The sequence below is a fragment of the Burkholderia sp. RF4-BP95 genome, from assembly GCF_001521985.1.
GTDB lineage: Bacteria > Pseudomonadota > Gammaproteobacteria > Burkholderiales > Burkholderiaceae > Burkholderia > Burkholderia diffusa.
Genome location: NZ_LOSX01000008.1, coordinates 139486 through 161767 on the forward strand (window position 1 = coordinate 139486; position 22282 = coordinate 161767).

Below are 22282 nucleotides of genomic sequence, written 5' to 3' on the forward strand. Positions count from 1 at the left end.
CACGCCACACCTGCCATGACCACGCCGCCCAGCCCGCACCCCGCCACGCCCACGCCGGGCCCGCGCTGGGTCGAACCGATCCGCAAGCGGCTCGTGGCCGGCATCACGCACCTGACGACGGGCGGCGGCGGCCCGTCGATCGACCTGTCGTCGCCACCCGGAGACCCGGGGCTGTTCGGCCCCGACGCCATCTGCTGGCGCGTGCATGCCGATTTCACGTCGATGATGACGGGCGGCATTGCTGCGCTGCTGCTGCAGGCGCTCCATCCGCTCGCGCTGGCGGGCGTCTGGGATCACTCGTCGTTTCGCACCGACATCCTCGGCCGCTTGCGGCGCACCGCAACGTTCATCACGGGCACGACGTTCGGCAGCCGCGCGGATGCACTCGCGCTGATCGAGCGCGTAAAAGCGATCCACTCGCGCGTATCGGGTACCGCGCCCGACGGCAGGCCGTACCGAGCCGACGATCCGGCGTTGCTGACCTGGGTGCATGTCGCGGAAGTATCGAGCTTCCTCGCCGCACATTTGCGCTATGTGAATCCGTCGCTGGCGGGCGAACAGCAGGACGGCTACTACGCCGAGACGGCATTGATCGCCGAGCTGCTCGGCGCCCGGGATGTTCCCCGTTCGCGTGCGGAAGTCGCGGCCTATTTCACACGCATGCAGCCCGAACTCGAAGCAGGGCCACGCACCTTCGACGTCATGGACATCCTGCTGAATGTGCCGATCTCTACGCCCGCGCTGCGTCCGGCCGCGTCACTGATCATGCATGCGGGCATAGACCTGCTGCCGAACTGGGCGCAGCGCATGCTCGGCGTGTCGACGTTCGCGCCGTTGCGACGCGCGGTGGTCCGGCCCGGTGTCAGGGCGGTCGCGCCCGTGCTGCGCTGGGCGCTCGTCAACGGCGCCTCGAAACGCGCACGCCGACGCGCGACGGCGACGCCGCCCGACGGTACCCCGCCCGCCTGACGATTCTCCGGATCATTTCAATTTGCCGTGACCGTGATATTCCCGTGACCGCCGCGTCGATGCGATCGATGGCGGCAAGAAATACCCGAAAGGAGAATTCGACAAGCTGCGCCAGTCGATCGTGGCCGACAAGCCCGGCAGGATCGCGTACGCGCTCGGCTACAGGACGCGCCAGGCACTGCCGCACCCAAACCTGAAATGGAAGGCCGCCCCCGGCCGATCACGCCGGCAGCACCGGCATGACCGCATCAAAGTACCTTGCGATACCCGTCGTCGTCGCTCGCGGTATCCAGATGCGACACGTCGGCCCATTGCACGACCTGCGCACGGCCATCGACGTAATCGACGACGTTGATGCTGGTGTTGAGCAACTGATAGCTGCGCGGCGCCGACAGGTCGAGACCGTTGGCAAAGCGATACACGCAATCGAGCACGCCGCCGTGCGCGACGCAGGCGATGCGCCCGCCCGGATGCGCGGCGACGATCGGCTCGAGTGCATGCAGCACGCGATGATAGAACTCGCGCTGCGACTCGCCGCCGTCGGGCGCGAAACCCGGGTCGCGCGTCTGCCACGCGGCGTAGGCGTCCGGAAACAGCGTCTCGATCTCGGTGCTGTCATGCCCCTGGAACACGCCGTACGCACGCTCGCGCAGCCCTTCGCGCAACCGCAGCGGCAGCCCGAGCGCATCGGCAAAGGGTTGCGCGGTCTGCTGCGCGCGCATCAGGTCGCTCGAATAGATCGCGTCGATCCGCTGTCCTTCATGCGCGTCCCGCGCGAGCCGGACGGCCAGCCGCTGCGCCTGCGCGAGCCCCGTGTCGGCCAGCGGAATGTCGATATGGCCCTGGATGCGCTTGATGCGGTTCCAGGCCGTCTCGCCATGACGAATGAAGAGAATCTGCGTGGTGGCCATCGCGGCGCGTCTCCGGGAAAGAATCAGGGCCGCACTTGCAGCCAGAACGTCACGGGGCCGTCGTTGACGAGCGACACCTGCATGTCGGCGCCGAATTCGCCCGTCTCGACGACCGGATGACGCTCGCGCGCGGCCGCGACGAAATAGTCGAACAGGCGCGCGCCTTCGTCGGGCGGCGCGGCCGGCGTGAAGCTCGGCCGCAGCCCGCTGTTGGTATCGGCCGCGAGCGTGAACTGCGACACGAGCAGCAGGCCGCCGGCGCCGCCCGCGCCGTCGATGTTCGACACCGGCAGGTTCATCTTGCCGGCCGCGTCGCTGAACACGCGATAGCCGAGCAGCTTCGCGAGCAGCTTGTCGGCCGCGGCCTCGGTGTCGCCGCGCTCCGCGCAGACGAGCGCGAGCAGCCCTGCGCCGATCTCGCCCGTCGTGCGGTCGCCGACGCGCACGTCGGCGCGCTTCACGCGCTGGATCAGCGCGATCATGCGGTCAGCGTGACGCGCGCGAAGCGGCGCTTGCCGACCTGAACGACGAACTCGCCGGCCTCGACCTTCAGGCCCTTGTCGGACACCGTCGCACCGTCGATCTTCACGCCGCCCTGCTCGATGTTGCGCAGCGCTTCGCTCGTCGACGGCACGAGGCCCGCCTGCTTCAGCAGCTGGCCGATCGCGAGCGGCGCGCCCGCGAGCGTGACCGACGGGATGTCGTCCGGCACGCCGCCCTTCGCGCGATGATTGAAATCTTCGAGCGCACGCTCGGCGTCGGCCTGCGAGTGGAAGCGCGCGACGATTTCCTGCGCGAGCAGCACCTTGAAGTCGCGCGGATTGCGGCCGCCTTCGGCGTCGCGCTTGAAGCCGGCGATTTCATCGAGGCCGCGGAACGACAGCAGCTCGAAGTAACGCCACATCAGCGTGTCCGAGATGCTCATCAGCTTGCCGAACATGTCGGTCGGCTTCTCGCTGATGCCGACATAGTTGCCCTTCGACTTCGACATCTTCTCGACGCCGTCGAGGCCTTCGAGCAGCGGCATCGTCAGAATGCACTGCTGTTCCTGGCCGTATTGCTTCTGCAGTTCGCGGCCGACGAGCAGATTGAACTTCTGGTCGGTGCCGCCGAGTTCGAGGTCGGCGTTCAGCGCGACCGAGTCGTAACCCTGCATCAGCGGGTACAGGAATTCGTGGATCGAGATCGGCACGCCGCTCTGGAAGCGCTTCGTGAAATCCTCGCGCTCGAGGATCCGCGCGACCGTGTAGCGCGACGCGAGCTTGATCATCCCGTCCGCGCCGAGCGGCATCGACCATTCGCTGTTGTAGCGAATTTCGGTCTTCGCGCGGTCGAGCACGAGCGCGGCCTGTTCGAAGTAGGTCTTCGCGTTCGACTCGATCTGTTCGCGCGTGAGCGGCGGGCGCGTCGCATTGCGGCCCGACGGGTCGCCGATCAGCGACGTGAAATCGCCGATCAGGAAGATCACGGTGTGGCCGAGATCCTGCAGCTGACGCATCTTGTTCAAGACGACCGTATGGCCGATGTGGATGTCGGGCGCGGTCGGATCGAGGCCGAGCTTGATGCGCAGCGGCGTGCCGGTGGCCGCGCTGCGCGCGAGCTTCTGCGCGAACTCTTCCTCGATCAGCAGTTCGTCGACGCCGCGCTTCGTGACGGCGAGCGCATGGCGGACTTCGTCGGTGATCGGGAAAACAGGCTTGGAACTGGGTTCGGTGCTCATCGGTGCCAGGAAGAATGTCGCAAAGACAGGGATTTTCCCATAACTTGCGCGTGCATCGCTTAACGATGCGTCAGGTTGCGCGGATAATCGGGCGCAAGGCGCGCGGCACCGGCCCGCGCCGCTCGATCCAGGAGAACCCAACGTGCCGCAACGACATCCGCAACCCGCCCATCCGGCCGACGGCATCTACTTCGGGCTGATGTCGGGAACCAGCATGGACGGCGTCGACGGCGTCGCCGTGCGTTTCGAGACCGGCCGCGCGCCGGTCGTGCTCGCGGAAGCGTTCGTCGGCTTCGCGCAATCGCTGCGCGACGCGCTGTTCGCGCTGCAGCAGCCCGGCGACAACGAGATCGACCGCGAATCGCTCGCGGCGAACGCGCTCGTCGCGCGCTACGCGGTGTGCTGTCACGAGTTGCAGCGCACCGCCGGCCTGTCGCGCGACGAGATCCGCGCGATCGGCGTGCACGGCCAGACGGTCCGGCACCGTCCCGAGCGCGGCTACACGCGCCAGCTCAACAATCCGGCACTGCTCGCGGAACTGGCCCATATCGACGTGATCGCCGATTTCCGCAGCCGCGACGTCGCGGCCGGCGGCCACGGCGCGCCGCTCGCGCCTGCGTTCCATGCGACGATGTTCGGCGCGCCGGGCGAGACACGGGTCGTCTGCAACCTCGGCGGTATCAGCAACATCACGATCCTGCCCGGTGATGGCGGCGACGTGCGCGGCTTCGACTGCGGGCCCGCGAACGCGCTGCTCGACGCATGGGCGACGCGCCACCTCGGCAAGCCGTACGACGACGGCGGCAAGTTCGCCGCGCGCGGCACGGTGCACGCGCCGCTGCTCGACGCGCTGCTCGACGAGCCCTACTTCGCCGCGCTGCCGCCGAAAAGCACCGGCCGCGACCTGTTCAATCCCGCGTGGCTCGACGCGAAGCTCGCCGCGTTCGCGCAGGTCGCGCCGGAACACGTGCAGGCAACGCTGACGGCGCTCACCGCCGTCTCGGTCGCCCGCGAAGTCGCGCAGCACGCGACGGATTGCAAGGCCGTGTTCGTCTGCGGCGGCGGCGCCCGCAATCCGGTGCTGCTCGCCGCGCTCGCGGAAGCGCTGCGCGAGGCCGGCGTGTCGGCGACGGTGGAGACGACGGCCGCGCTCGGCGTGCCGCCGCAACAGGTCGAAGCGCTCGCGTTCGCGTGGCTCGCGTATCGCTTCACCGCGCGTCAGCCCGGCAACCTCGCGAGCGTGACGGGTGCCGCGGATGCGCGCGTCCTAGGCGCGCTTTATCCGCGCTGACGGAAGGCCGAAGGAAGCGGTTCGCGCCGCGCATGGGCACAAAAAACGGGGCATGCAGCCCCGTTTTTCATTCCGGCGAACCGGACAGATTCCGTCGTGCGCTCAGACCGAGAACGACGAGCCGCACCCGCAGGTGGTCGTTGCGTTCGGGTTCTTGATCACGAACTGGGCGCCGTTGAGGTCGTCCTTGTAGTCGATCTCGGCGCCGACCAGGTACTGGTAGCTCATCGAGTCGATCAGGAGCTGGACGCCGTTCTTGTTCATCACGGTGTCGTCCTCGTTGACTTCCTCGTCGAACGTGAAGCCATACTGGAAGCCCGAGCAGCCGCCGCCCTGCACGAATACGCGCAGCTTCAGGTCGGGATTGCCCTCTTCGTCGATCAGTTGCTTGACCTTGTCGGCCGCGGCGTCGGTGAAGACGAACGGTACCGGCATTTCGGTGGTCGTTGCTGCGGATTCGGTAACAGCGTTCATGCGAACTCTCCAAAAAGCTTTAGCCGCTATTGTAGGGCCGATCAGAAGATCGTGCTGATGTCCATGAAATCAATAGGTTCTTGTTGATTTCCGTAAAGGAAACGGCCCGCGGAGCCCCGCCGCGCGGGCATAAAAAAACCGCCAGCGTGAAAGCTGGCGGTTTTTCCGGCGGACGCCGCCCGGAAGCGGCGCGGCCATGAAGCGGAATTAACGCTTCGAGAACTGCTTTGCGCGACGTGCCTTGCGCAGACCAACCTTCTTACGCTCGACTTCACGTGCATCGCGCGTGACGAAGCCTGCGTTCGACAGCGACGGCTTCAGCGTCGCATCGTAGTCGATCAGCGCGCGGGTGATGCCGTGGCGCACTGCGCCTGCCTGACCCGTTTCGCCGCCGCCGTTCACGTTCACCTTGATGTCGAACGTCTGGCCGTGGTTCGTGAGTTCCAGCGGTTGACGCACGATCATCAGCGACGTTTCGCGCGAGAAGTAGTCAGCGATGGGCTTGCCGTTGACGATGATGTCGCCCTTGCCAGCCTTGATGAAGACACGTGCGACTGCGCTCTTGCGGCGGCCCGTACCGTAGTTCCAGTTACCGATCATGTGGGCTCCCCTTAGATCTCGAGCGCTTTCGGCTGTTGAGCCGAGTGCGGATGCGTCGCTTCAGCGTAGACCTTCAGCTTCTTGATCATCGCGTAGCCGAGCGGGCCCTTCGGCAGCATGCCCTTGACCGCCTTCTCGAGCGCACGGCCCGGGAAGCGTTCTTGCATCTTGCCGAACGTCGTTTCATAGATACCGCCCGGGTAGCCCGAGTGACGGTAGTACTTCTTGTCCAGAGTCTTGTTGCCCGTGACCTTCAACTTGCTTGCGTTGATGATGATGATGAAATCACCAGTGTCGACGTGCGGGGTGAACTCAGGCTTGTGCTTGCCGCGCAGACGGCGTGCCACTTCGCTGGCAACACGGCCGAGAACCTTATCCGTCGCGTCAATCACGTACCATTCGCGCGTCACCTCATGGGCTTTTGCGGAAAACGTCTTCATGATCGATCCAAAAAAAATGCTTTGCCCGATGTGTTCTTCCTGCTTGTCTGTGTGCGCTTCGAGGCGCGGTGCAGGCTCTCCCTGTTCTTTTTCCGTGGGCATGAATGCGGAAAAGCCCTGAATTATAAAGGAAATACGGCAGCGCGGTCAAAAAGAATCCACGTCCCGTGCCGGCGGCGCCCGAAATGGGCCAAAATCCGGTCGTGCCCCGATATGCCAGGCGAACCGAGCGCCCGGGGAGGCACCCATCGACGCGCGGCACCTGACCTTGCCGCGCCAGACCGGCCGACAACGGAAAAACAACAAACAAGCATGATGAAACAAGGACTTACGCCCCTTCTCGCGGCCGCATTGCTGGCCGCCGCAGCGCCCGCCGTCGCCGCCCGGGCCGGCTGCGAGGCCAAGCTCGACGCACTCGACGCTCGCATCGCCGACGCTCGCGGCGCCCATGCCGAAGATCGCATCGCCCGCCTGCGCGCGGTACGCGAACGCGTACGCCATTTCTGCGCGCGCGGTCATGGCCACGCATCGGCCGCGCAGGTTTCGCCCCCTGCCGCCGGCTCGACCGACACGCCAACCGGCGCGGCATCGCACGCGGCCGCACGACAGCCCGCGTAAACGGAGTCAAAGCAAGGGAGTCAACGACCGACATCGAAGCGCGCAAACTGCGCGTCGATGCTTGCATGGGACGAAAAAAAGCCCGAACGGCTGGTTCGGGCTTAATCCACCTTAGGAGGAGGGTGGAGGAGACATGCGGAGGTTGCCGCAGCGCGACAACCAATGAGGCTCATTATACGAATGCGCCGGCGACTTCACAAGAAAATTTGCATTACGAAATCCACAACCATAATGCGGAATATGATGGATTTCGCCTCCAGATCGCGTTTTCTCTTTTGAAATCAATCGATTGGAAAAGAAGGACGCAACCGGAAGTCCGCCGCATCTAGAACAAAACCCCTAAACCGGGCAGGGAAATCGACGTTCGGCGCGCCGCCAGGCGCCGCGTGCGGCGGCGCGACGTTGCGCGTCGTGCAGCGCGTCAGCCGACCGTTGCACTGCGGGCTACAATGCATGACCGAATTCGAATCAGGCAACGCTGGAGTGCAAGCATGGAATGCAAAGTAAGCTGGATGGGTCAGGACGGCATGGCGTTTTCCGCTCAGACCGGAAGCGGGCACCTCGTCGCGATGGACGGCGCACCGGAAGGCGGTGGCCATAATCTCGCGCCGCGCCCGATGGAAATGGTGTTGGTCGGCACCGGCGGCTGCACCGCGTACGACGTCGTGCTGATCCTGAAGAAGAGCCGCCAGGAAGTCACCGGCTGCTCGGTCACGCTGAAGGCCGAACGCGCGAGCGAAGATCCGAAGGTGTTCACGAAGGTCCACTTCCACTTCACCGTCACGGGCCGCAACCTGAACCCGGCCACGGTCGAGCGCGCGATCAACCTGTCGCACGACAAGTACTGCTCCGCGTCGATCATGATCGCGAAGACGGCCGAGCTCACGCATTCGTTCGACATCGTCGCGGCCTGAACGCCTAGCAGCCACGCATGAAAAAAAGGGCCGGCGCTCCTGACGGAACGCCGGCCCTTTCGCATTCGAGCGGCAAAGCAAGCCGATAAGCCGGATTCTGTGCACGCTGCACGCCGAAGCGCACGGCGCGTGGCAGCCATTCCTCTAGGCGCGCCATTGCTGACGCGCTCAAGCTTCCTACCCGCAGACGAGACGGGGGCACCGTCCTGCATCCGAAAATGCGCGCCTGCCTACTTGGAATTGCTCCGGGTGGAGGTTACCGTGCCGGCGGACGTCGCCGTCGCCGCGGTGCGCTCTTACCGCACCGTTTCACCCTTACCTGATCCCGGCTTGCGCCGGGCCATCGGCGGTTTGCTTTCTGTTGCCCTGTTCCGCGTGTCGCCACGGATGGCCGTTAGCCATCACCCTGCCCTGTGGAGTCCGGACTTTCCTCGCCCTCGCCTGCCCGAAGGCGGCGAGGCCGCGACTGCCTGGCCTGCTTTGCGACGCGCATTCTAGCACTGCGCGCCGCCGCCGGCAGCGCGCGAACGGCGGCCGCTGCGGAAAACCGCCGGATCGTCGTAAAACGCGGGCACGGCATTCGCGTCACACCAGCCCGGCACGCCGAGCACCGGGAGCGGCGCGAAATCGCGGCTCGTCAGGTCACGGGTCGCGAGTTCGCCGGCGATCCGCTCATCGACGTGCGCGGCGCGCTGCGCGTCGGGCCACGAGAAATAGTCGTCACTCACTTCGACGATCCACGTGTGCGCGGTGCAGGACTTGTACGGCACGACGAGCTTCTCGAGCAGCGCATGGCCGACGAGCCGCGCCTCGCAGCGCGTGCCCCACGCGTCGCGCGCCGCCACCAGCAGTTGCTGCCAGTTGAAGCCGCGCAGCGCGTCGGCGAGCGTGCGGTCGACCGTCACGAACAGCGCGGCGTTCTCGTCGAACAGCGTGAGCGCATCGCGCAGCGTGCCGCGCACGGGACCGACGCCGCCCGCGGCGTCGATCGCCGCGGCCTGGCGTGCGTTCAGCGCGGCCTTGGTGCGCGGATACGCGAACCAGACGAGCGCATTGAAGAAGTCGTGAAGATTGTGGCGGGTCGGGATACCGCCCGTGTCGGCGATATGCGTTTCGTATGCGATGCCTGGCGGCAACTCCGCCTGCGGCACGAAGCGCAGCGGCCGGCCTCGGCCGCTCGCCCGCGTACCGCCGCGCAGCGCGCCGTTCAACGCATCGAGCAGCGCGGTCTCGCCCGTGAGCGCCGCCGCCTGCAGCACACGACCGGGGGCCGCGTAAGGCGCGAGCCACGGCGCCGACCAGTCGATCTGCGCGAATACCGCCGCCCCGCCGCCGGCCGTCAGGCCGGCCCCGCGCGGCGGCGTGCCGGTCACGCGAACTTCCAGCCGATCGTTTCGCCGGCGCGCAGCGGGACGACCGGCGTATCGCCCGCGAAGACCTCGCGCGGCAGTTCCCAGGTCTCGCGGCGCAGCGTGATCGTCTCGGTGCTGCGCGGCAGCCCGTAGAAGTCGGCGCCGAAGCGGCTCGCGAAATTCTCCAGCTTGTCGAGCGCGCCGGCCTGGTCGAACGCTTCCGCATACAGCTCGAGCGCGTGCAGCGCCGTGTAGCAGCCCGCGCACCCGCACGCGGTTTCCTTCGCGCCGCGCGCGTGCGGCGCGCTGTCGGTACCGAGGAAGAAGCGCGGGTTGCCCGACGTCGCCGCTTCGACGAGCGCGACGCGGTGCGTTTCGCGCTTCAGCACCGGCAGGCAGTAGTAATGCGGGCGAATCCCGCCGACGAACAGCGCGTTGCGGCTGTACAGCATGTGCTGCGGCGTGATCGTCGCGCCGAGCAGGCCCGGCGCCGCGTCGGCGTCGCGCACGTAGTCGGCCGCGTCCTTCGTCGTGATGTGCTCGAACACGACCTTCAGGCCCGGGAAATCGCGGCGCAGCGGCGTCATCACGCGGTCGATGAACACCTTCTCGCGATCGAACATGTCGATCGCCGGATCGGTCACCTCGCCGTGCACGAGCAGCGGCATGCCGGTTTCCTGCATGACCTCGAGCGTCTTCGCGCACTTCGCGAGATCGCTGACGCCGTGATCGGAGTTCGTCGTCGCGCCGGCCGGATACAGCTTCACGCCGTGCACGAAGCCGCTGTCGCGCGCGCGGCGGATTTCGTCGGGCGCCGTGTTGTCGGTCAGGTACAGCGTCATCAGCGGCTCGAACGCCATGCCCGCCGGCAGCGCGGCCAGGATTCGCTCGCGATAGGCCTGCGCCTGCGCGGTGGTCGTGACGGGCGGCTTCAGGTTCGGCATGACGATCGCGCGGGCGAACTGGCGCGCCGTATGCGGCAGCACCGCGGCCAGCATGTCGCCGTCGCGCAGGTGCAGGTGCAGGTCGTCGGGACGGGCGAGCGTGAGCGTCGCCGGAGAGGAAGCGTTCGAGGCAGTCATAGGAGGCGTCGTGAGGAACGGGCTGGCCATCTGCGGGGCCGGAACGCGCGTGCGCGGGCCGACTGACGGCAAACCGCAACACGAGGCCTTCGGCCGGCGGAATCCGCTTTTTACCGCTCAAGGCTCGGTGATATGCTAGAAGCCACATTGTACCGGGGTTCACCCGGTTGGTTACCCCGCTTCCGCCCCCGCCCCAAGTAAAATGTGCCAACTCCTAGGAATGAACTGCGCCGCGCCGACGGACGTCACATTCTCCTTCACAGGTTTCGCGGCCCGGGGCGGCCTCACCGATCACCATGCCGACGGCTGGGGGATCGCGTTCTTCGAGGACAAGGCGTGTCGCCTGTTCATCGACCAGCAGGCGTCGGCCACGTCGCCGATCGCCGAAATGGTGAAGCGCTACCCGATCAAGTCCAAGAACACGATCGCGCACATCCGCAAGGCCACGCAGGGCCACATCCTGCTCGAGAACAGCCATCCGTTCATGCGTGAGCTGTGGGGGCGGCACTGGATCTTCGCGCATAACGGCGATCTGCAGGACTACGAACCCGACCTCGACGGCAGTGTCTACCATCCGGTCGGCACGACCGACAGCGAAAAGGCGTTCTGCGTGCTGATGCAGGGGCTGCGCGAAGCGTTCCCCGGCGCGCAGCCGCCGTTGCCGGAGCTGTTCGAGCGCGTCGGCGAGCTGACGCGCGGCATCACCGATCACGGCGTGTTCAACTTCCTGATGTCGAACGGCCAGGCGCTCTTCGCGCACTGCTCGACGCGGCTGCACTACCTCGTGCGGCGCTGGCCGTTCTCGACCGCGCATCTGGTCGACGAAGACCTGTCGATCGACTTCGCGAAATACACGACGCCCGAGGATCGCGTCGCGGTGATCGCCACGCAGCCGTTGACCGACAACGAAATCTGGACCTCGTTCGAACCGGGCGAGTTGATCATGTTCCAGTGCGGCGACGTCGCCGCGCGGATGCAGATCCCGGTACCCGAACGCGTGCTCGAGAAGCTGCGCAACCCGGCGCTCGACGCATCGGCGTCCGCGCCGTGCGGCGGTGTGCGGCGCGAGGCGCTGGCGGCCGGCACCGCGGACGACGCCGACGACCCGATCGACTTCTGAGTGCGCCGCGCCGTCCGGCGCCCGCCTTTCCCGCCTTCCGCGTGTGTGCGAACGTCACGGCCCGGCGATCGCCGGCAGTGAAAGTCTGCGCCCGACGACGTTACACGTTTCCTTCAGATCGCCATTAGATGCATGCGATCATCGACATGCAACATTCGCTTTTATTTTATTAATTTTCGAGTAAAAATAATTCATCGGCTAAAAAACAAAACAAGAGCGAATCGAAAAAGGATAATCCGGAAACCATAGAATAAAACACAAACAAAATACCGACCGTGCGTTATCCCACCGACCGGACGATTTCGGCCAGCCTGTAGAAAAACCTGCCAAACCCCTCCCCACCAAGGCTTTCAGTTCGATTAACCACACAATTCAGAAATACCACCCCATACCGTTACCATCCCTACATATCTTGATTTTCCGACAATCGACCGCCCCGTCGATTAGTAGACTCGCTCCATCTTCGGTGTAACGCATCCTGATTGGCACTCGACGCAGCCCCGGCTGCCGCACGCCCATTCGAAATACACGTCACCGTGGAATGCGCATTCGCCGCATACGGCGAATACCAGTTCAAATAAAGAGAGAGGGGCTTGTCGTGAATCACTCATTTCGATCGATATGGAGCGAGGCCGCCGGCTGCTGGGTCGCGGTTGCGGAAACGGCCCGGGCGCGCGGCAAGCGTTCGGGCAGCCAATCGGCCGCAAGCCGCCGTGCCGGCCGCACGGCCATCCGCCGCTCGCCGTTGCGCGTCGCCGCGCTCGGTGCCGCGCTGGCCGCGCTGTCGGCCGGCTCCGCATACGCATCGACCTGCGGTAACGGTTCGGCGGTCGCAAGCGGCGGCAGTTGCGCGCTCGGCAGCGTCAGCCCGACCGTCAACGACAACCGGGCCGGCGCCACGACCGTGTCGGGCGGCGACACGGTCGGCGTGACGGGTGCATGGACGGGCGCCGCCGGCGACCCCGGCTATACGCTCACGCCGATCGGCAATACGTCCATCGTGTCGGGCAACCCGAACCAGCCGCTGCTGTCGCTCGGCGGCAAGACGCAGAGCGTCAGCACGCCCGACACGATCACGGGCACCCATACGTCGATCGCCACGTACAACTCGTCCGCGTTCGCCGCGTCGACGGCCGGCTCGACCAACGTGCCCGTCTACCATGACGTGAACGGCAACCAGTACGTGAACCTGCGGATCGGCACCGTCGACAACACCGGCGGCACGCTGAACGTGTCGATCGGCAACCCCGCGAACGCGCCCGACGCGGCCGGCAACGCGATCTCGATCGCGCCGAAGCAGACCGACCTGACCTTCGCGGACGGCACCGGCTCGGCAAAAAGCGTCGTCAACTGGAATTCGCGCAACCAGATCTGGCTCGGCACCGGCGACTATCTCGCGAGCGGCGGTGCCGTCGGCAATCTCCAGCTCGACGTCCCGGCCTACGCGGGTACCTTCACCGCATTCGACGGCAGCACATGGACCGTCACCGACGCGGCGTCGCTCGCCGCGTACAACGACTTCCTGGTGCGCTCGGTCCAGAGCGGCGCGCTCGGCTCGCAGGCCGCCTACGACACGGCGTTCGGCCAGGCCGTCACGTTCTCGAAGGAAACCTTCCAGTATGCGAACAACGTGTCCGCCGGCGACAAGAACACGCTGCCGATCGATCACCTGTCGGCCCTGCACGGCACCGGCGCGAACGCGACGCTGCAGATCGGCAAGGACGGCCAGATCGACTTCCGCGGCACCAGCACGATCGCGTCGAGTTCGGCCGTCCTCGCGGAAAACGGCGCGCACTTCGTCAACGACGGCCGCCTGTCGGGCGACTTCACGCTGGTGCGCCTGCTGAGCGGCGCGAGCGGCGTCAACAACGGCACGATCTCGTCCGGCTACGCGTCCGGCGACAATTTCGACACGAGCGGCAGCGCGCCGCCCGACAACTTCGGCTTCCACGCGTACACCGAGGGCAACGGCGTGTACGCAAGCGGCACGGGCACCTCGTTCGTCAACAACGGAGTAATGAACGTCGGCGCGTGGACGCTCGACGGCAACCGCCCCGACCTGAAGAACTACGCGGTGGCCGTGACGAGCGGTGCAAACGCGTCGAACGCCGGCACGATCAACGTCGGCGTCAACGCGACGACGCTCGACAGCCAGGTGATCGGCGGCCTCGCGGCCGGCGGCACCTTCACGAACGCGGCCGGCGGCACGATCTATCTCGGCCGCGCGGCCCAGTACGGGCCCGGGGCAGCGGCGAACGACGTCGCGCTGTCCGCGCATTCCTACGGGATCCTGCTCGGCGCATCGGGCACCGCCAGCAACCTCGGCTCGATCGTGATCGGCTCGCAGACGCAAAACGGCGCCGGGATGGCGAGCATCGACTCGACGTCCGGCACGCTGCGCAACGCGGGCTCGATCGTCGTGAACGGCGCGGCACCCGGCACGCCGTTCGCCAACGTCGGCATGCTCGCGGCCAATACGGCCGCGACCGTGACCAACACGGGCACGATCACGCTGAATGGCGTGAACGGCATCGGCATCATGGTCGTCGGCACCGGTGCGACCGCGACGGCCGCGACGTCGACCGGCACGATCAACGTGGCCGGCGGGCTCGATCCGGCGTCGGACACGCGCAACTACGGCGTGTGGGCCGAAGGGCCGCGCGCGAAGGCCACCGTCGACGGCGCGCTCAACCTGACCGGCAACGGCGCGATCGGCGTCCATGCACGCTCGGGCGCGACGATCAACGTCAACGCCAACGCCGTGCCGGCCTTCATGTCGGGCACGAACCAGACCGGCTTCTACGCATACGGCGCCGGCTCGAAGATCAATGTCGCCGCGCAGCATCTGAGCGTCGATACCGACGATTCGACGCTGTTCCGCATCGCGGGCGGCGCGGCCTACACGGGCGCGTCGGCGGCCGGCACGCTGACGACCGACGTGAACGGCCAGCGCGCGCGCGGCGTGCTCGCGACGGGCGCCGGCACGACGCTGTCCACCGGCCACGCCACCTACAACGTCAACGGCGCGAACGGCATCGCGGTCGCGGTCGAAGGCGGTGCGAAGGGCACGATCGACTCGGGCGCGACCATCGACCTGAATGCGGCCGGCGCGATCGCGGGCACCGTCGACGGCCAGGCACACGCGCTCAGCGGCGCGAACGCCGGTACGCCGGTGGCGACGACGCTGACCAACAACGCGGCGGTCGCGTCGTCGACGGCCGGCGTGACCGGCTTCGTCGCGCAAAACCTCGGCACGCTCGAGAACCGCAATACGGTGCTGCTGACCGGCGCCGGCTCGACAGGGGTCGTGGCCGGCACGCTCGGCACGGTGAACAACGCATCGGCGATCCGCGTATCGAACGGCACCGGCGCGCTCGTGCAGGGCGCGTCGGCCACGCTCGCCAACGCGGGCACGATCGAGGCGGACGACGGCATCGCCGGCGTGCACCTGACGGGGTCCGGCGCGTCGGTCGCGCTGTCGGGCGCGGGCACCGTCGTCGCGAACGGCAGCGCCGACGGCGTGCTGATCGACTCGACCGTGTCGGGCGGCGGGATCGCGGCCGGCGCAACGTCGATCGCGGTGGGCGGCGCCGGCAAGGGCATCGACAACCTCGGCGCGAACACGACGATCGTGCTGTCGGGCACGCAGATCGGCACGACCGGCAACGGCGCCGACGGACTGTCGTCGACCGGCGTCGGCGCGCGCATCGCGACCGATGCGGCGACCGTCGTGCGCACCGCCGGCGACGACGCGCGCGGCCTCTTCGTGACGGGCGCGGATTCGACGCTCGCGGCCGACGGTACGACCGTCGCGACGACCGGCGCCGGCGCGCATGCGATCGTCGCGGGCAGCGGCGCGACCGCCCTGCTGTCGGGCGCGAAGGTGTCCACGGCGGGCACGGCGGCCGACGGCCTCGTCGCACGGAACGGCGGCCGCATCGGCGACACGGGTTCGTCGATCGCGAGCGCGGCCGGCAACGGCGCGACGGTCGACGGCGGCGGCGTGCTCGCGCTGACCGGCACGACGCTCAAGGGCGCGACGGCCGGCGTGCTGAGCACCGACACGCTCGCGACCGGCGCGACCAGCGCCGTGCTCGTCGACGGCGGCAGCGTCGCGTCGGTGGCCGGGCCGGCGTTCGCCGCGCGCGGCGGCACGCTCGACATCGCGGTGCGCAACGGCACCGTCGTGACGGCCGGCAACGGCACGCTGCTGGACCTCGCGAACGGCAGCACCGCGACCTTCAACGCATCGGCCGTGAATCTCGCCGGCGACATCGTGTCGGACGCGTCGAGCACCGGTAACGTGTTCCTGACGAACGGCACGACCCTCACCGGAAAGATCGACCCGGTCGCGCTGACCGTCGACGGCACGAGCACGTGGCACATGACCGGCAGCTCCGTGCTGAGCAGCCTGAACAACGCGGGTCTGGTCGCGTTCGCCGCGCCGTCCGGCGTGCCGACGGCGGCAGGCAGCTACCGGACACTGACGACGGGCAGTTATGTCGGCAACGGCGGCACGATCGCGCTGAACACCTATCTCGGCGCCGATGCGTCGCCGACCGACCGGCTGATCGTGAACGGCGGCGCCGCGACGGGCACGACGGGGCTGAAGGTCGCGAACACGGCCGGCACCGGCGCGCAGACGACGGGCGACGGTATTCCGGTGGTCGTCACGACCAACGGCGGCACGACCTCCGCATCGGCGTTCCATCTCGCGGGCCCGGTGCAGGCAGGCGCATACGAATACCGGCTCTACCGCGGCGGCCAGAGCGATGCGAACGGCTGGTATCTGCGCTCGCAACTCGACCCGACGGACCCGGGCGAACCGGTCGGCCCGAACGTCATCGACGGCGGCGGCAATCTCGCGTACCGTCCGGGCGTTGCAGGCTATGCGATGACGCCGCTGCTGAACGCGGATTACGGCTTCTCGACGCTCGGCAAGCTGCACGAGCGCGTCGGCGACATCTACAACCTCGAGAAGCAGGCACCGGGCAACCGCGACGGCGTCTGGGGCCGCGTGGGCGGACAGAGCCTCGATGCGAACGCGGGCCGCTTCGCGGCCGACGAGCGTACGTTCTTCGCGCAGTTCGGCAAGGACTGGACGCTCGACCAGGCGCCGGCCGGCGGCAGCACGCATGCGGGCGTGACGGCGAGCATCGGCGTCGCGAACGCGAGCTTCAGCGACATGGCACGCGCCGGCACGGCGGGCCTGTCGACGTCGACGGGCTCGGTCGAGATGCATGCGCAGAGCATCGGCGGCTACTGGACGCGCTACCTGTCCGACGGCACCTACTTCGACAGCGTCGGCCAGGTCACGCACTACGGCAACCGCTATCGCGACAGCTACGGCAACGAGGCATCGCAGAACGGCTTCGGCATCGCACTGTCGCAGGAGGTCGGCAAGCCGTTCGGGATCGGCGGCACGCCGATCGCGGTCGAGCCGCAGGCGCAGCTGATGTACCAGTACCTGAAGCTGAACGGGTTCAACGACAACGTGTCGGCCGTGTCGGGCACGACGACCAGTGCGTTGCGCGGACGCGTCGGCGTACGCATCTTCCGGCCGAACCTCGATGCGAACGCGGGCGGCGGCGCCGCGACGCCGTATTTCACGGCCGACGTGCTGCACGACTTCCTGTCGCCGGGCCAGACCGTCGTCGGCGGCACGCCGTTCGCGACGCACCTGGGCCGCACGTGGTACGAGCTCGGCCTTGGCGTGACCGCGGGCTTCGGCAAGTCGGGCGAGTTGTACGCGAACGTGAAATATGCGCGCAACATCGGCGGCGATTACCGGCGCGGCGTCACCGGGCAGGTCGGCTACCGCTACAGCTGGTGACGCCCGCTGCCGGAATCCGTCCGTCGCCGGCGGCGGCCGACGGGCAACCGGCGAAAAAAAACCGCCCGGCGTTCGGCCGGGCGGTTTGCGCATGCCGCGCGCGCGAAGCGCGCGACGCACGAGCGCTCAGTGCAGGATCTTCGCGAGGAAGTCCTTCGCGCGATCCGACTTCGGATTCGAGAAGAAATCGTCCTTGCGGTCGTCCTCGACGATCGCGCCCTTGTCCATGAAGATCACGCGATGGGCGACCTTCTTCGCGAAGCCCATTTCGTGCGTGACGACCATCATCGTCATCCCTTCCTGCGCGAGCTCGACCATCACGTCGAGCACTTCGTTGATCATTTCCGGATCGAGCGCGGACGTCGGTTCGTCGAACAGCATCGCGATCGGGTCCATCGACAGCGCGCGCGCGATCGCGACCCGCTGCTGCTGGCCGCCCGACAGCTGGCCCGGAAACTTGTGCGCATGCGCCTTCAGGCCGACGCGATCGAGCAGCTTCATGCCCTTCTCGGTCGCTTCGTCCTTGCCGCGGCCGAGCACCTTGATCTGCGCGAGCGTCAGGTTTTCGGTGATCGACAGATGCGGAAACAGCTCGAAATGCTGGAACACCATCCCGACCTTCGAGCGCAGCTTCGACAGGTTCGTCTTCTTGTCGCCGACCGACTGGCCGTTCACGAGGATCTCGCCCTGCTGGAACGGCTCGAGGCCATTCACGGTCTTGATCAGCGTCGACTTGCCCGAGCCCGACGGGCCGCACACCACGACCACTTCGCCTTTCTTCACCTCGGTCGTGCAATCGGCGAGGACCTGAAACTGGCCGTACCACTTCGAAACGTTCTTGATGGAAATCATCTTGTGACCTTTTTCTGGAGACCTTTGACGAGGGCAGACGCCACCGAGCAAATCACGAAATAGCATGCACCCGCGAACAGGACCATCTCGACGGTCGTGCCGTCGCGATCGCCGATGTTGGCGGCCGTGCGGAAGAAGTCCGCGAGGCTGATCACGTACACGAGCGACGTGTCCTGGAACAGGACGATCGCCTGCGTGAGCAGCAGCGGCACCATCGCGCGGAACGCCTGCGGCAGGATCACGAGGCGCATGGCCTGCGCGTAGTTCATGCCGAGCGCGAACGCGGCGTTCACCTGCCCGCGCGGCACCGCCTGGATACCGGCGCGGATGATCTCGGAATAATACGCGGCTTCGAACAGCGAGAACGCGACCATCGCCGACGCAAGCCGGATGTCGATCGTCGGCGACAGCCCGAGCACGCCCTGCAGCACCTGCGGCACGATCAGAAAGAACCACAGCAGCACCATCACGAGCGGGATGGAGCGGAACACCGTCACGTACGCCTTCGCGAACCATTCGAGCGGCTTCACGCCGGACAGCCGCAGCAGCGCCAGCAGCGTGCCCCAGACGATGCCGATGACGATCGCGATCAGCGTGATCTTGAACGTGACGATCGCCCCCGTCCACAGCGTCGGGATCGCGCCGGGAATACTACTCCAGTCGAACTGATGCATCACTTGCCTCCGATGTAGCCGGGCAGCCGCGTGCGGCCTTCGATCCAGCGCATGAACGCCATCACGACGAGGTTGATGAGCACGTACGCGAGCGTCACCGCGATGAACGACTCGTAGGTCTGCGCGGTGTAGTCGACGAGCTGTCGGGCCTGCGCGGACAGGTCGAGCAGGCCGATCGTCGACGCGACCGCCGAGTTCTTGAAGATGTTCAGGAACTCGGACGTAAGCGGCGGCACGATGATCCGGTAGGCAACCGGCAGCAGCACGTAACGGTACGTCTGCCATTGCGTGAAGCCCATCGCGAGGCCGGCCGCGCGCTGGCCCTTCGGCAGCGCGTTGATCCCCGAGCGAACCTGTTCGCACACGCGCGCGCCCGTGAACAGGCCGAGACAGATGATCGACGCGGTGAAGAACTGCGTGCCGGGCGGCAACTGCTTGATCCAGGTGCCGATCGACGCGGGCAGCAGTTCGGGCACGACGAGGTACCAGACGAAGAACTGCACGATCAGCGGGATGTTCCGGAAGATCGACACGTAGACGGTGCCGATCGCGGACAGCCATTTGTTCGGCACCGTGCGCAGCACGCCGAACAGCGAACCGACGATCAGCGCGACGACCCAGGCGACGAGCGACACCTCGATCGTCACCCAGAATCCGGACATCAGCCATCCGAAGTAAGTCGTCGGCTCGCCGGTCGAGACGGGGCTCAGGAAGATGCCCCAGTTCCAGTGGTAAGACATAGGCAAGACTCCAGCAAAAAGAAACGGAAGAAGCGAGGCCTCTTCCGTTTCAGTAGCGTCATTTCTGCGTCAACGGCTGCGTGGTCAGTCGAGCGCCTTGTCGTTCGGGTTCGCGTACAGCTTCTTCATCGAATCGGACAGCGGGAAGTTCAGGTTCAGCCCCTTCGGCGGGATCGGGTTCTCGAACCACTTCGCGTAGATCTTCGCGGCTTCGCCCGATTTCTCGACTTGCGAGATCGCGTCGTCGACGACCTTCTTGAAGTCCGCATCGCCCTTGCGCATCATGCAGCCGTACGCCTCTTCCGACTGCGGCGTGCCGACGATCACCCACTCGCCCGGCTGCTTCGCCTTCGCGCGTTCGCCCGCGAGCAGCGCGTCGTCCATCATGAACGCGACCGCGCGGCCCGACTCGAGCGTGTTGAACGAGTCGCCGTGGTCCTTCGCGCTGATGATGTTCATGCCCAGCTGCTTGTCGTTGTTCATCTTGCGCAGCAGGCGCTCGGACGTCGTGCCGGCGGTGGTCACGACCGTCTTGCCCTTCAGGTCCGCGAAGTCCTTCACGCCGGAATCCTTCTTCGTCATCAGGCGCGTGCCGATCACGAAGATCGTGTCGGAGAATGCGGCCTGCTGCTGACGCTCCGTGTTGTTGGTCGTCGAGCCGCACTCGATGTCCACCGTGCCGTTCTGCACGAGCGGAATGCGGTTCTGCGACGTCACCGGGATGTTCTTGACCTGCAGGTTCGGCAGGTTCAGCTTCTTCTTCACCGCGTCCACGACCTTCATCTGGAAGTCGCGCGAATAACCGACGACCTGCTGGTTCTGGTCATAGTAGGAGAACGGAATCGACGATTCGCGGTGGCCCAGCGCGATCACGCCCGTGTCCTTGATCTTCTTCAGCGTGCCGGTCTCCTGTGCATGCGCGCCGCTCGCGAACGCGCACAGCGCCGCGACCATCAGGACTGCCTTCTGGTATTTCATTTTGGTCATCTCCTTGGCTAAAACCCGCGCCAGTGTATCAAAGTAATATTTTTGAAAGTACTGGTTGTTTACCGTACTACGAATCGTCCTGTACGAAGCCGTCCTCCCGGCTTCGCGCGCCTCCTGCAGGGCCTGAATGCACACGCGGGCGGTGCCGGATTCGGCACCGCCCGCGAGGGTTCATGCACACAATCGAGTGGATTGCGTCATGCTTTTGTCATAGTCATCCGATCGACTCGGAAATGACCGATCAGGGATACAGGCCGCGCATTTCGCGCGCCATCAGGATGCGCTTGCACGCAACGATGAACGCCGCCGTACGCACCGACACCTTGTGCTCTTCCGCGACCGCCCACACGCCGGCGAACGCTTCGCGCATCACGCGCTCGAGACGGTGGTTGATCTCGTCTTCCGTCCAGAAGAAGCTCGAGAAGTCCTGCACCCACTCGAAGTACGACACGGTCACGCCGCCCGCGTTCGCGATCACGTCGGGGATCACGAGCACGCCGTTCGCGCTCAGGATGTCGTCGGCCGCCGTCGTCGTCGGGCCGTTCGCGCCTTCGACGATGATCTTCGTGCGGATCTTCGATGCGTTCTTCTCGGTGATCTGGTTTTCCAGTGCCGCCGGGATCAGGATGTCGGTCTCGACCGTCCAGAACTCGTCGTTCGGCATCGGTTCGGCGCCTTCGAAGCCCGCGACGCCGCCCGTGCGTGCGACGTGGTCGAGCAGCTTGTTCGAATCGAGGCCGGCCGGCTGGTAGATCGTGCCCGTGTGATCCTGCACCGCGATCACCTTCGAACCCGCTTCCTGGAACAGCTTCGCCGCGATGCCGCCGACGTTGCCGAAGCCCTGCACCGCGATGCGCGCGCCTTCGATCTCGAGGCCCTTCTTCTTCGCCGCCTCGCAACCGACGACGAACACGCCGCGGCCCGTCGCTTCCTTGCGGCCGAGCGAACCGCCGAGCGAGATCGGCTTGCCGGTCACGACGCCGGTCGACGTCTGGCCCTGGTTCATCGAGAACGTGTCCATCATCCACGCCATCACCTGTTCGTTGGTGTTGACGTCCGGTGCCGGAATGTCGGTGTTCGGGCCGATGATGATGCCGATTTCGCTGGTGTAGCGACGCGTCACGCGTTCGAGCTCACCGCGCGACAGCTTGCGCGGGTCGACGCGGATGCCGCCCTTCGCACCGCCGTACGGCACGTTCACGGCCGCGTTCTTCACCGACATCCATGCCGACAGTGCCATCACTTCCGACAGCGTCACGTCCTGGTGGTAGCGCACGCCGCCCTTGCCCGGACCGCGCGACACGTTGTGCTGCACGCGATAGCCCTCGAAGTGCGCGACGGTACCGTTGTCGAGCTCGATGGGCACGTCGACGATCAGGATGCGCTTCGGACGCTTCAGCGTTTCCAGCCAGCGCGACAGCGAACCGAGGTACGGTGCGACGCGATCGACCTGCTGAAGGTAGTTGCCCCACGGGCCGAGATCGTCGGCATGAAGGTAGGACGGGATGGACTGCAGTTGCGAAGACATGGACGCTCCAACGTTCAACGGATTGCGCACATTGTCGAAAAACCCGTTTTTTTTATCCAATGCCGTTTGCTTATTCGATTATGCGTTTCTTGCATGATCGCGATTTTTCGCAAATCCGCGGTCGATTTGCGCAAGAACGCCCGCGATCGGTCGTGCATCGCGTCGGCGAAAAATCGG

19 protein-coding genes, 1 other RNA gene and 1 pseudogene are annotated in these 22282 nt (G+C 66.3%); 7 read left to right on the forward strand and 14 right to left on the reverse strand.

Annotation, left to right across the window (positions count from 1 at the left end; translation table 11 throughout):
* The first annotated feature begins 15 nt into the window (after positions 1-15).
* Both WS46_RS01130 and WS46_RS36270 read left to right on the forward strand, forming a co-directional pair.
* Positions 16-969, forward strand: a complete 954-nt coding sequence (locus WS46_RS01130; RefSeq protein ID WP_059689068.1) for an oxygenase MpaB family protein — start codon at positions 16-18, stop codon at positions 967-969.
* Between the two features lie 52 nt (positions 970-1021).
* Positions 1022-1150: pseudogene (locus tag WS46_RS36270) on the forward strand (chromosome partitioning protein ParB); the annotation flags it as partial.
* Positions 1151-1217: 67 nt separating this feature from the next.
* Here WS46_RS36270 and WS46_RS01135 read toward each other — a convergent pair.
* The 3 genes from WS46_RS01135 to tyrS are packed head-to-tail and all read right to left on the reverse strand — an operon-like array spanning position 1218 to position 3600.
* A complete protein-coding gene (locus WS46_RS01135) occupies positions 1218-1880 on the reverse strand; it encodes a histidine phosphatase family protein (RefSeq protein ID WP_059535333.1) in 663 nt (220 codons plus the stop codon).
* A gap of 23 nt (positions 1881-1903) precedes the next feature.
* A complete protein-coding gene (gene dtd, locus WS46_RS01140) occupies positions 1904-2362 on the reverse strand; it encodes a D-aminoacyl-tRNA deacylase (protein WP_006751891.1) in 459 nt (152 codons plus the stop codon).
* Positions 2359-3600, reverse strand: coding sequence for a tyrosine--tRNA ligase (gene tyrS, locus WS46_RS01145; RefSeq protein ID WP_059535332.1), 1242 nt, complete (start codon positions 3598-3600; stop codon positions 2359-2361). Before tyrS ends, dtd begins: the two co-directional genes overlap by 4 nt.
* 142 nt (positions 3601-3742) lie before the next feature.
* Here tyrS and WS46_RS01150 point away from each other — a divergent pair, with 142 nt between their 5' ends.
* Positions 3743-4891: an anhydro-N-acetylmuramic acid kinase gene (locus tag WS46_RS01150; RefSeq protein WP_059689069.1), complete on the forward strand. Its 1149-nt coding sequence runs from the start codon at positions 3743-3745 to the stop codon at positions 4889-4891.
* Between the two features lie 102 nt (positions 4892-4993).
* Here WS46_RS01150 and erpA read toward each other — a convergent pair whose 3' ends face one another.
* The 3 genes from erpA to rplM form a co-directional block, all read right to left on the reverse strand.
* A complete protein-coding gene (erpA, locus tag WS46_RS01155) occupies positions 4994-5365 on the reverse strand; it encodes an iron-sulfur cluster insertion protein ErpA (RefSeq protein WP_059451991.1) in 372 nt (123 codons plus the stop codon).
* 207 nt (positions 5366-5572) lie between these two features.
* Positions 5573-5965, reverse strand: a complete 393-nt coding sequence (rpsI, locus tag WS46_RS01160) for a 30S ribosomal protein S9 (RefSeq protein WP_011883283.1) — start codon at positions 5963-5965, stop codon at positions 5573-5575.
* Between the two features lie 11 nt (positions 5966-5976).
* Entirely contained in the window at positions 5977-6405 is a 429-nt protein-coding gene (gene rplM / locus WS46_RS01165) for a 50S ribosomal protein L13 (protein WP_009687896.1), read from the reverse strand.
* A gap of 312 nt (positions 6406-6717) precedes the next feature.
* On the opposite strand from rplM, the gene WS46_RS36275 reads away from it, so the two are divergent.
* On the forward strand, positions 6718-7023 hold the full coding sequence (locus WS46_RS36275) for a DUF1090 family protein (protein WP_059535328.1): 306 nt from the start codon (positions 6718-6720) through the stop codon (positions 7021-7023).
* 449 nt (positions 7024-7472) lie between these two features.
* Positions 7473-7937, forward strand: a complete 465-nt coding sequence (locus tag WS46_RS01175) for an OsmC family protein (protein ID WP_082721941.1) — start codon at positions 7473-7475, stop codon at positions 7935-7937.
* Between the two features lie 70 nt (positions 7938-8007).
* Here the strand turns inward: WS46_RS01175 and rnpB are convergent.
* The 3 genes from rnpB to pyrC form a co-directional block, all read right to left on the reverse strand.
* An RNA gene (gene rnpB / locus WS46_RS01180) (RNase P RNA component class A) lies at positions 8008-8419 on the reverse strand.
* A 12-nt stretch (positions 8420-8431) separates the two neighbouring features.
* Positions 8432-9310, reverse strand: coding sequence for a DUF3025 domain-containing protein (locus tag WS46_RS01185; RefSeq protein WP_059689070.1), 879 nt, complete (start codon positions 9308-9310; stop codon positions 8432-8434).
* On the reverse strand, positions 9307-10371 hold the full coding sequence (pyrC, locus tag WS46_RS01190; RefSeq protein ID WP_059689071.1) for a dihydroorotase: 1065 nt from the start codon (positions 10369-10371) through the stop codon (positions 9307-9309). Before pyrC ends, WS46_RS01185 begins: the two co-directional genes overlap by 4 nt.
* A gap of 202 nt (positions 10372-10573) precedes the next feature.
* On the opposite strand from pyrC, the gene WS46_RS01195 reads away from it, so the two are divergent.
* Together WS46_RS01195 and WS46_RS01200 are read left to right on the forward strand one after the other, a co-directional pair.
* Positions 10574-11491 (forward strand): class II glutamine amidotransferase, encoded by a 918-nt coding sequence (locus WS46_RS01195; protein WP_059535322.1) that lies wholly within the window; start codon positions 10574-10576, stop codon positions 11489-11491.
* A 598-nt stretch (positions 11492-12089) separates the two neighbouring features.
* A complete protein-coding gene (locus WS46_RS01200) occupies positions 12090-17324 on the forward strand; it encodes an autotransporter outer membrane beta-barrel domain-containing protein (protein ID WP_059689072.1) in 5235 nt (1744 codons plus the stop codon).
* 126 nt (positions 17325-17450) lie between these two features.
* Here WS46_RS01200 and WS46_RS01205 read toward each other — a convergent pair whose 3' ends face one another.
* The 5 genes from WS46_RS01205 to WS46_RS01225 form a co-directional block, all read right to left on the reverse strand.
* Complete coding sequence (locus WS46_RS01205; RefSeq protein WP_059465398.1) at positions 17451-18176, reverse strand: amino acid ABC transporter ATP-binding protein; 726 nt, start codon at positions 18174-18176, stop codon at positions 17451-17453.
* Entirely contained in the window at positions 18173-18850 is a 678-nt protein-coding gene (gene gltK / locus WS46_RS01210) for a glutamate/aspartate ABC transporter permease GltK (RefSeq protein ID WP_059535318.1), read from the reverse strand. Before gltK ends, WS46_RS01205 begins: the two co-directional genes overlap by 4 nt.
* Positions 18850-19590: an amino acid ABC transporter permease gene (locus tag WS46_RS01215; RefSeq protein ID WP_059535316.1), complete on the reverse strand. Its 741-nt coding sequence runs from the start codon at positions 19588-19590 to the stop codon at positions 18850-18852. Before WS46_RS01215 ends, gltK begins: the two co-directional genes overlap by 1 nt.
* Positions 19591-19674: 84 nt before the next feature.
* The gene (locus tag WS46_RS01220; RefSeq protein WP_059689134.1) at positions 19675-20568 is read right to left on the reverse strand and encodes a glutamate/aspartate ABC transporter substrate-binding protein; all 894 of its coding nucleotides are present in this window, start codon (positions 20566-20568) and stop codon (positions 19675-19677) included.
* A gap of 250 nt (positions 20569-20818) precedes the next feature.
* Positions 20819-22105, reverse strand: a complete 1287-nt coding sequence (locus WS46_RS01225) for a Glu/Leu/Phe/Val dehydrogenase (protein WP_059465395.1) — start codon at positions 22103-22105, stop codon at positions 20819-20821.
* Positions 22106-22282 lie beyond the last annotated feature (177 nt).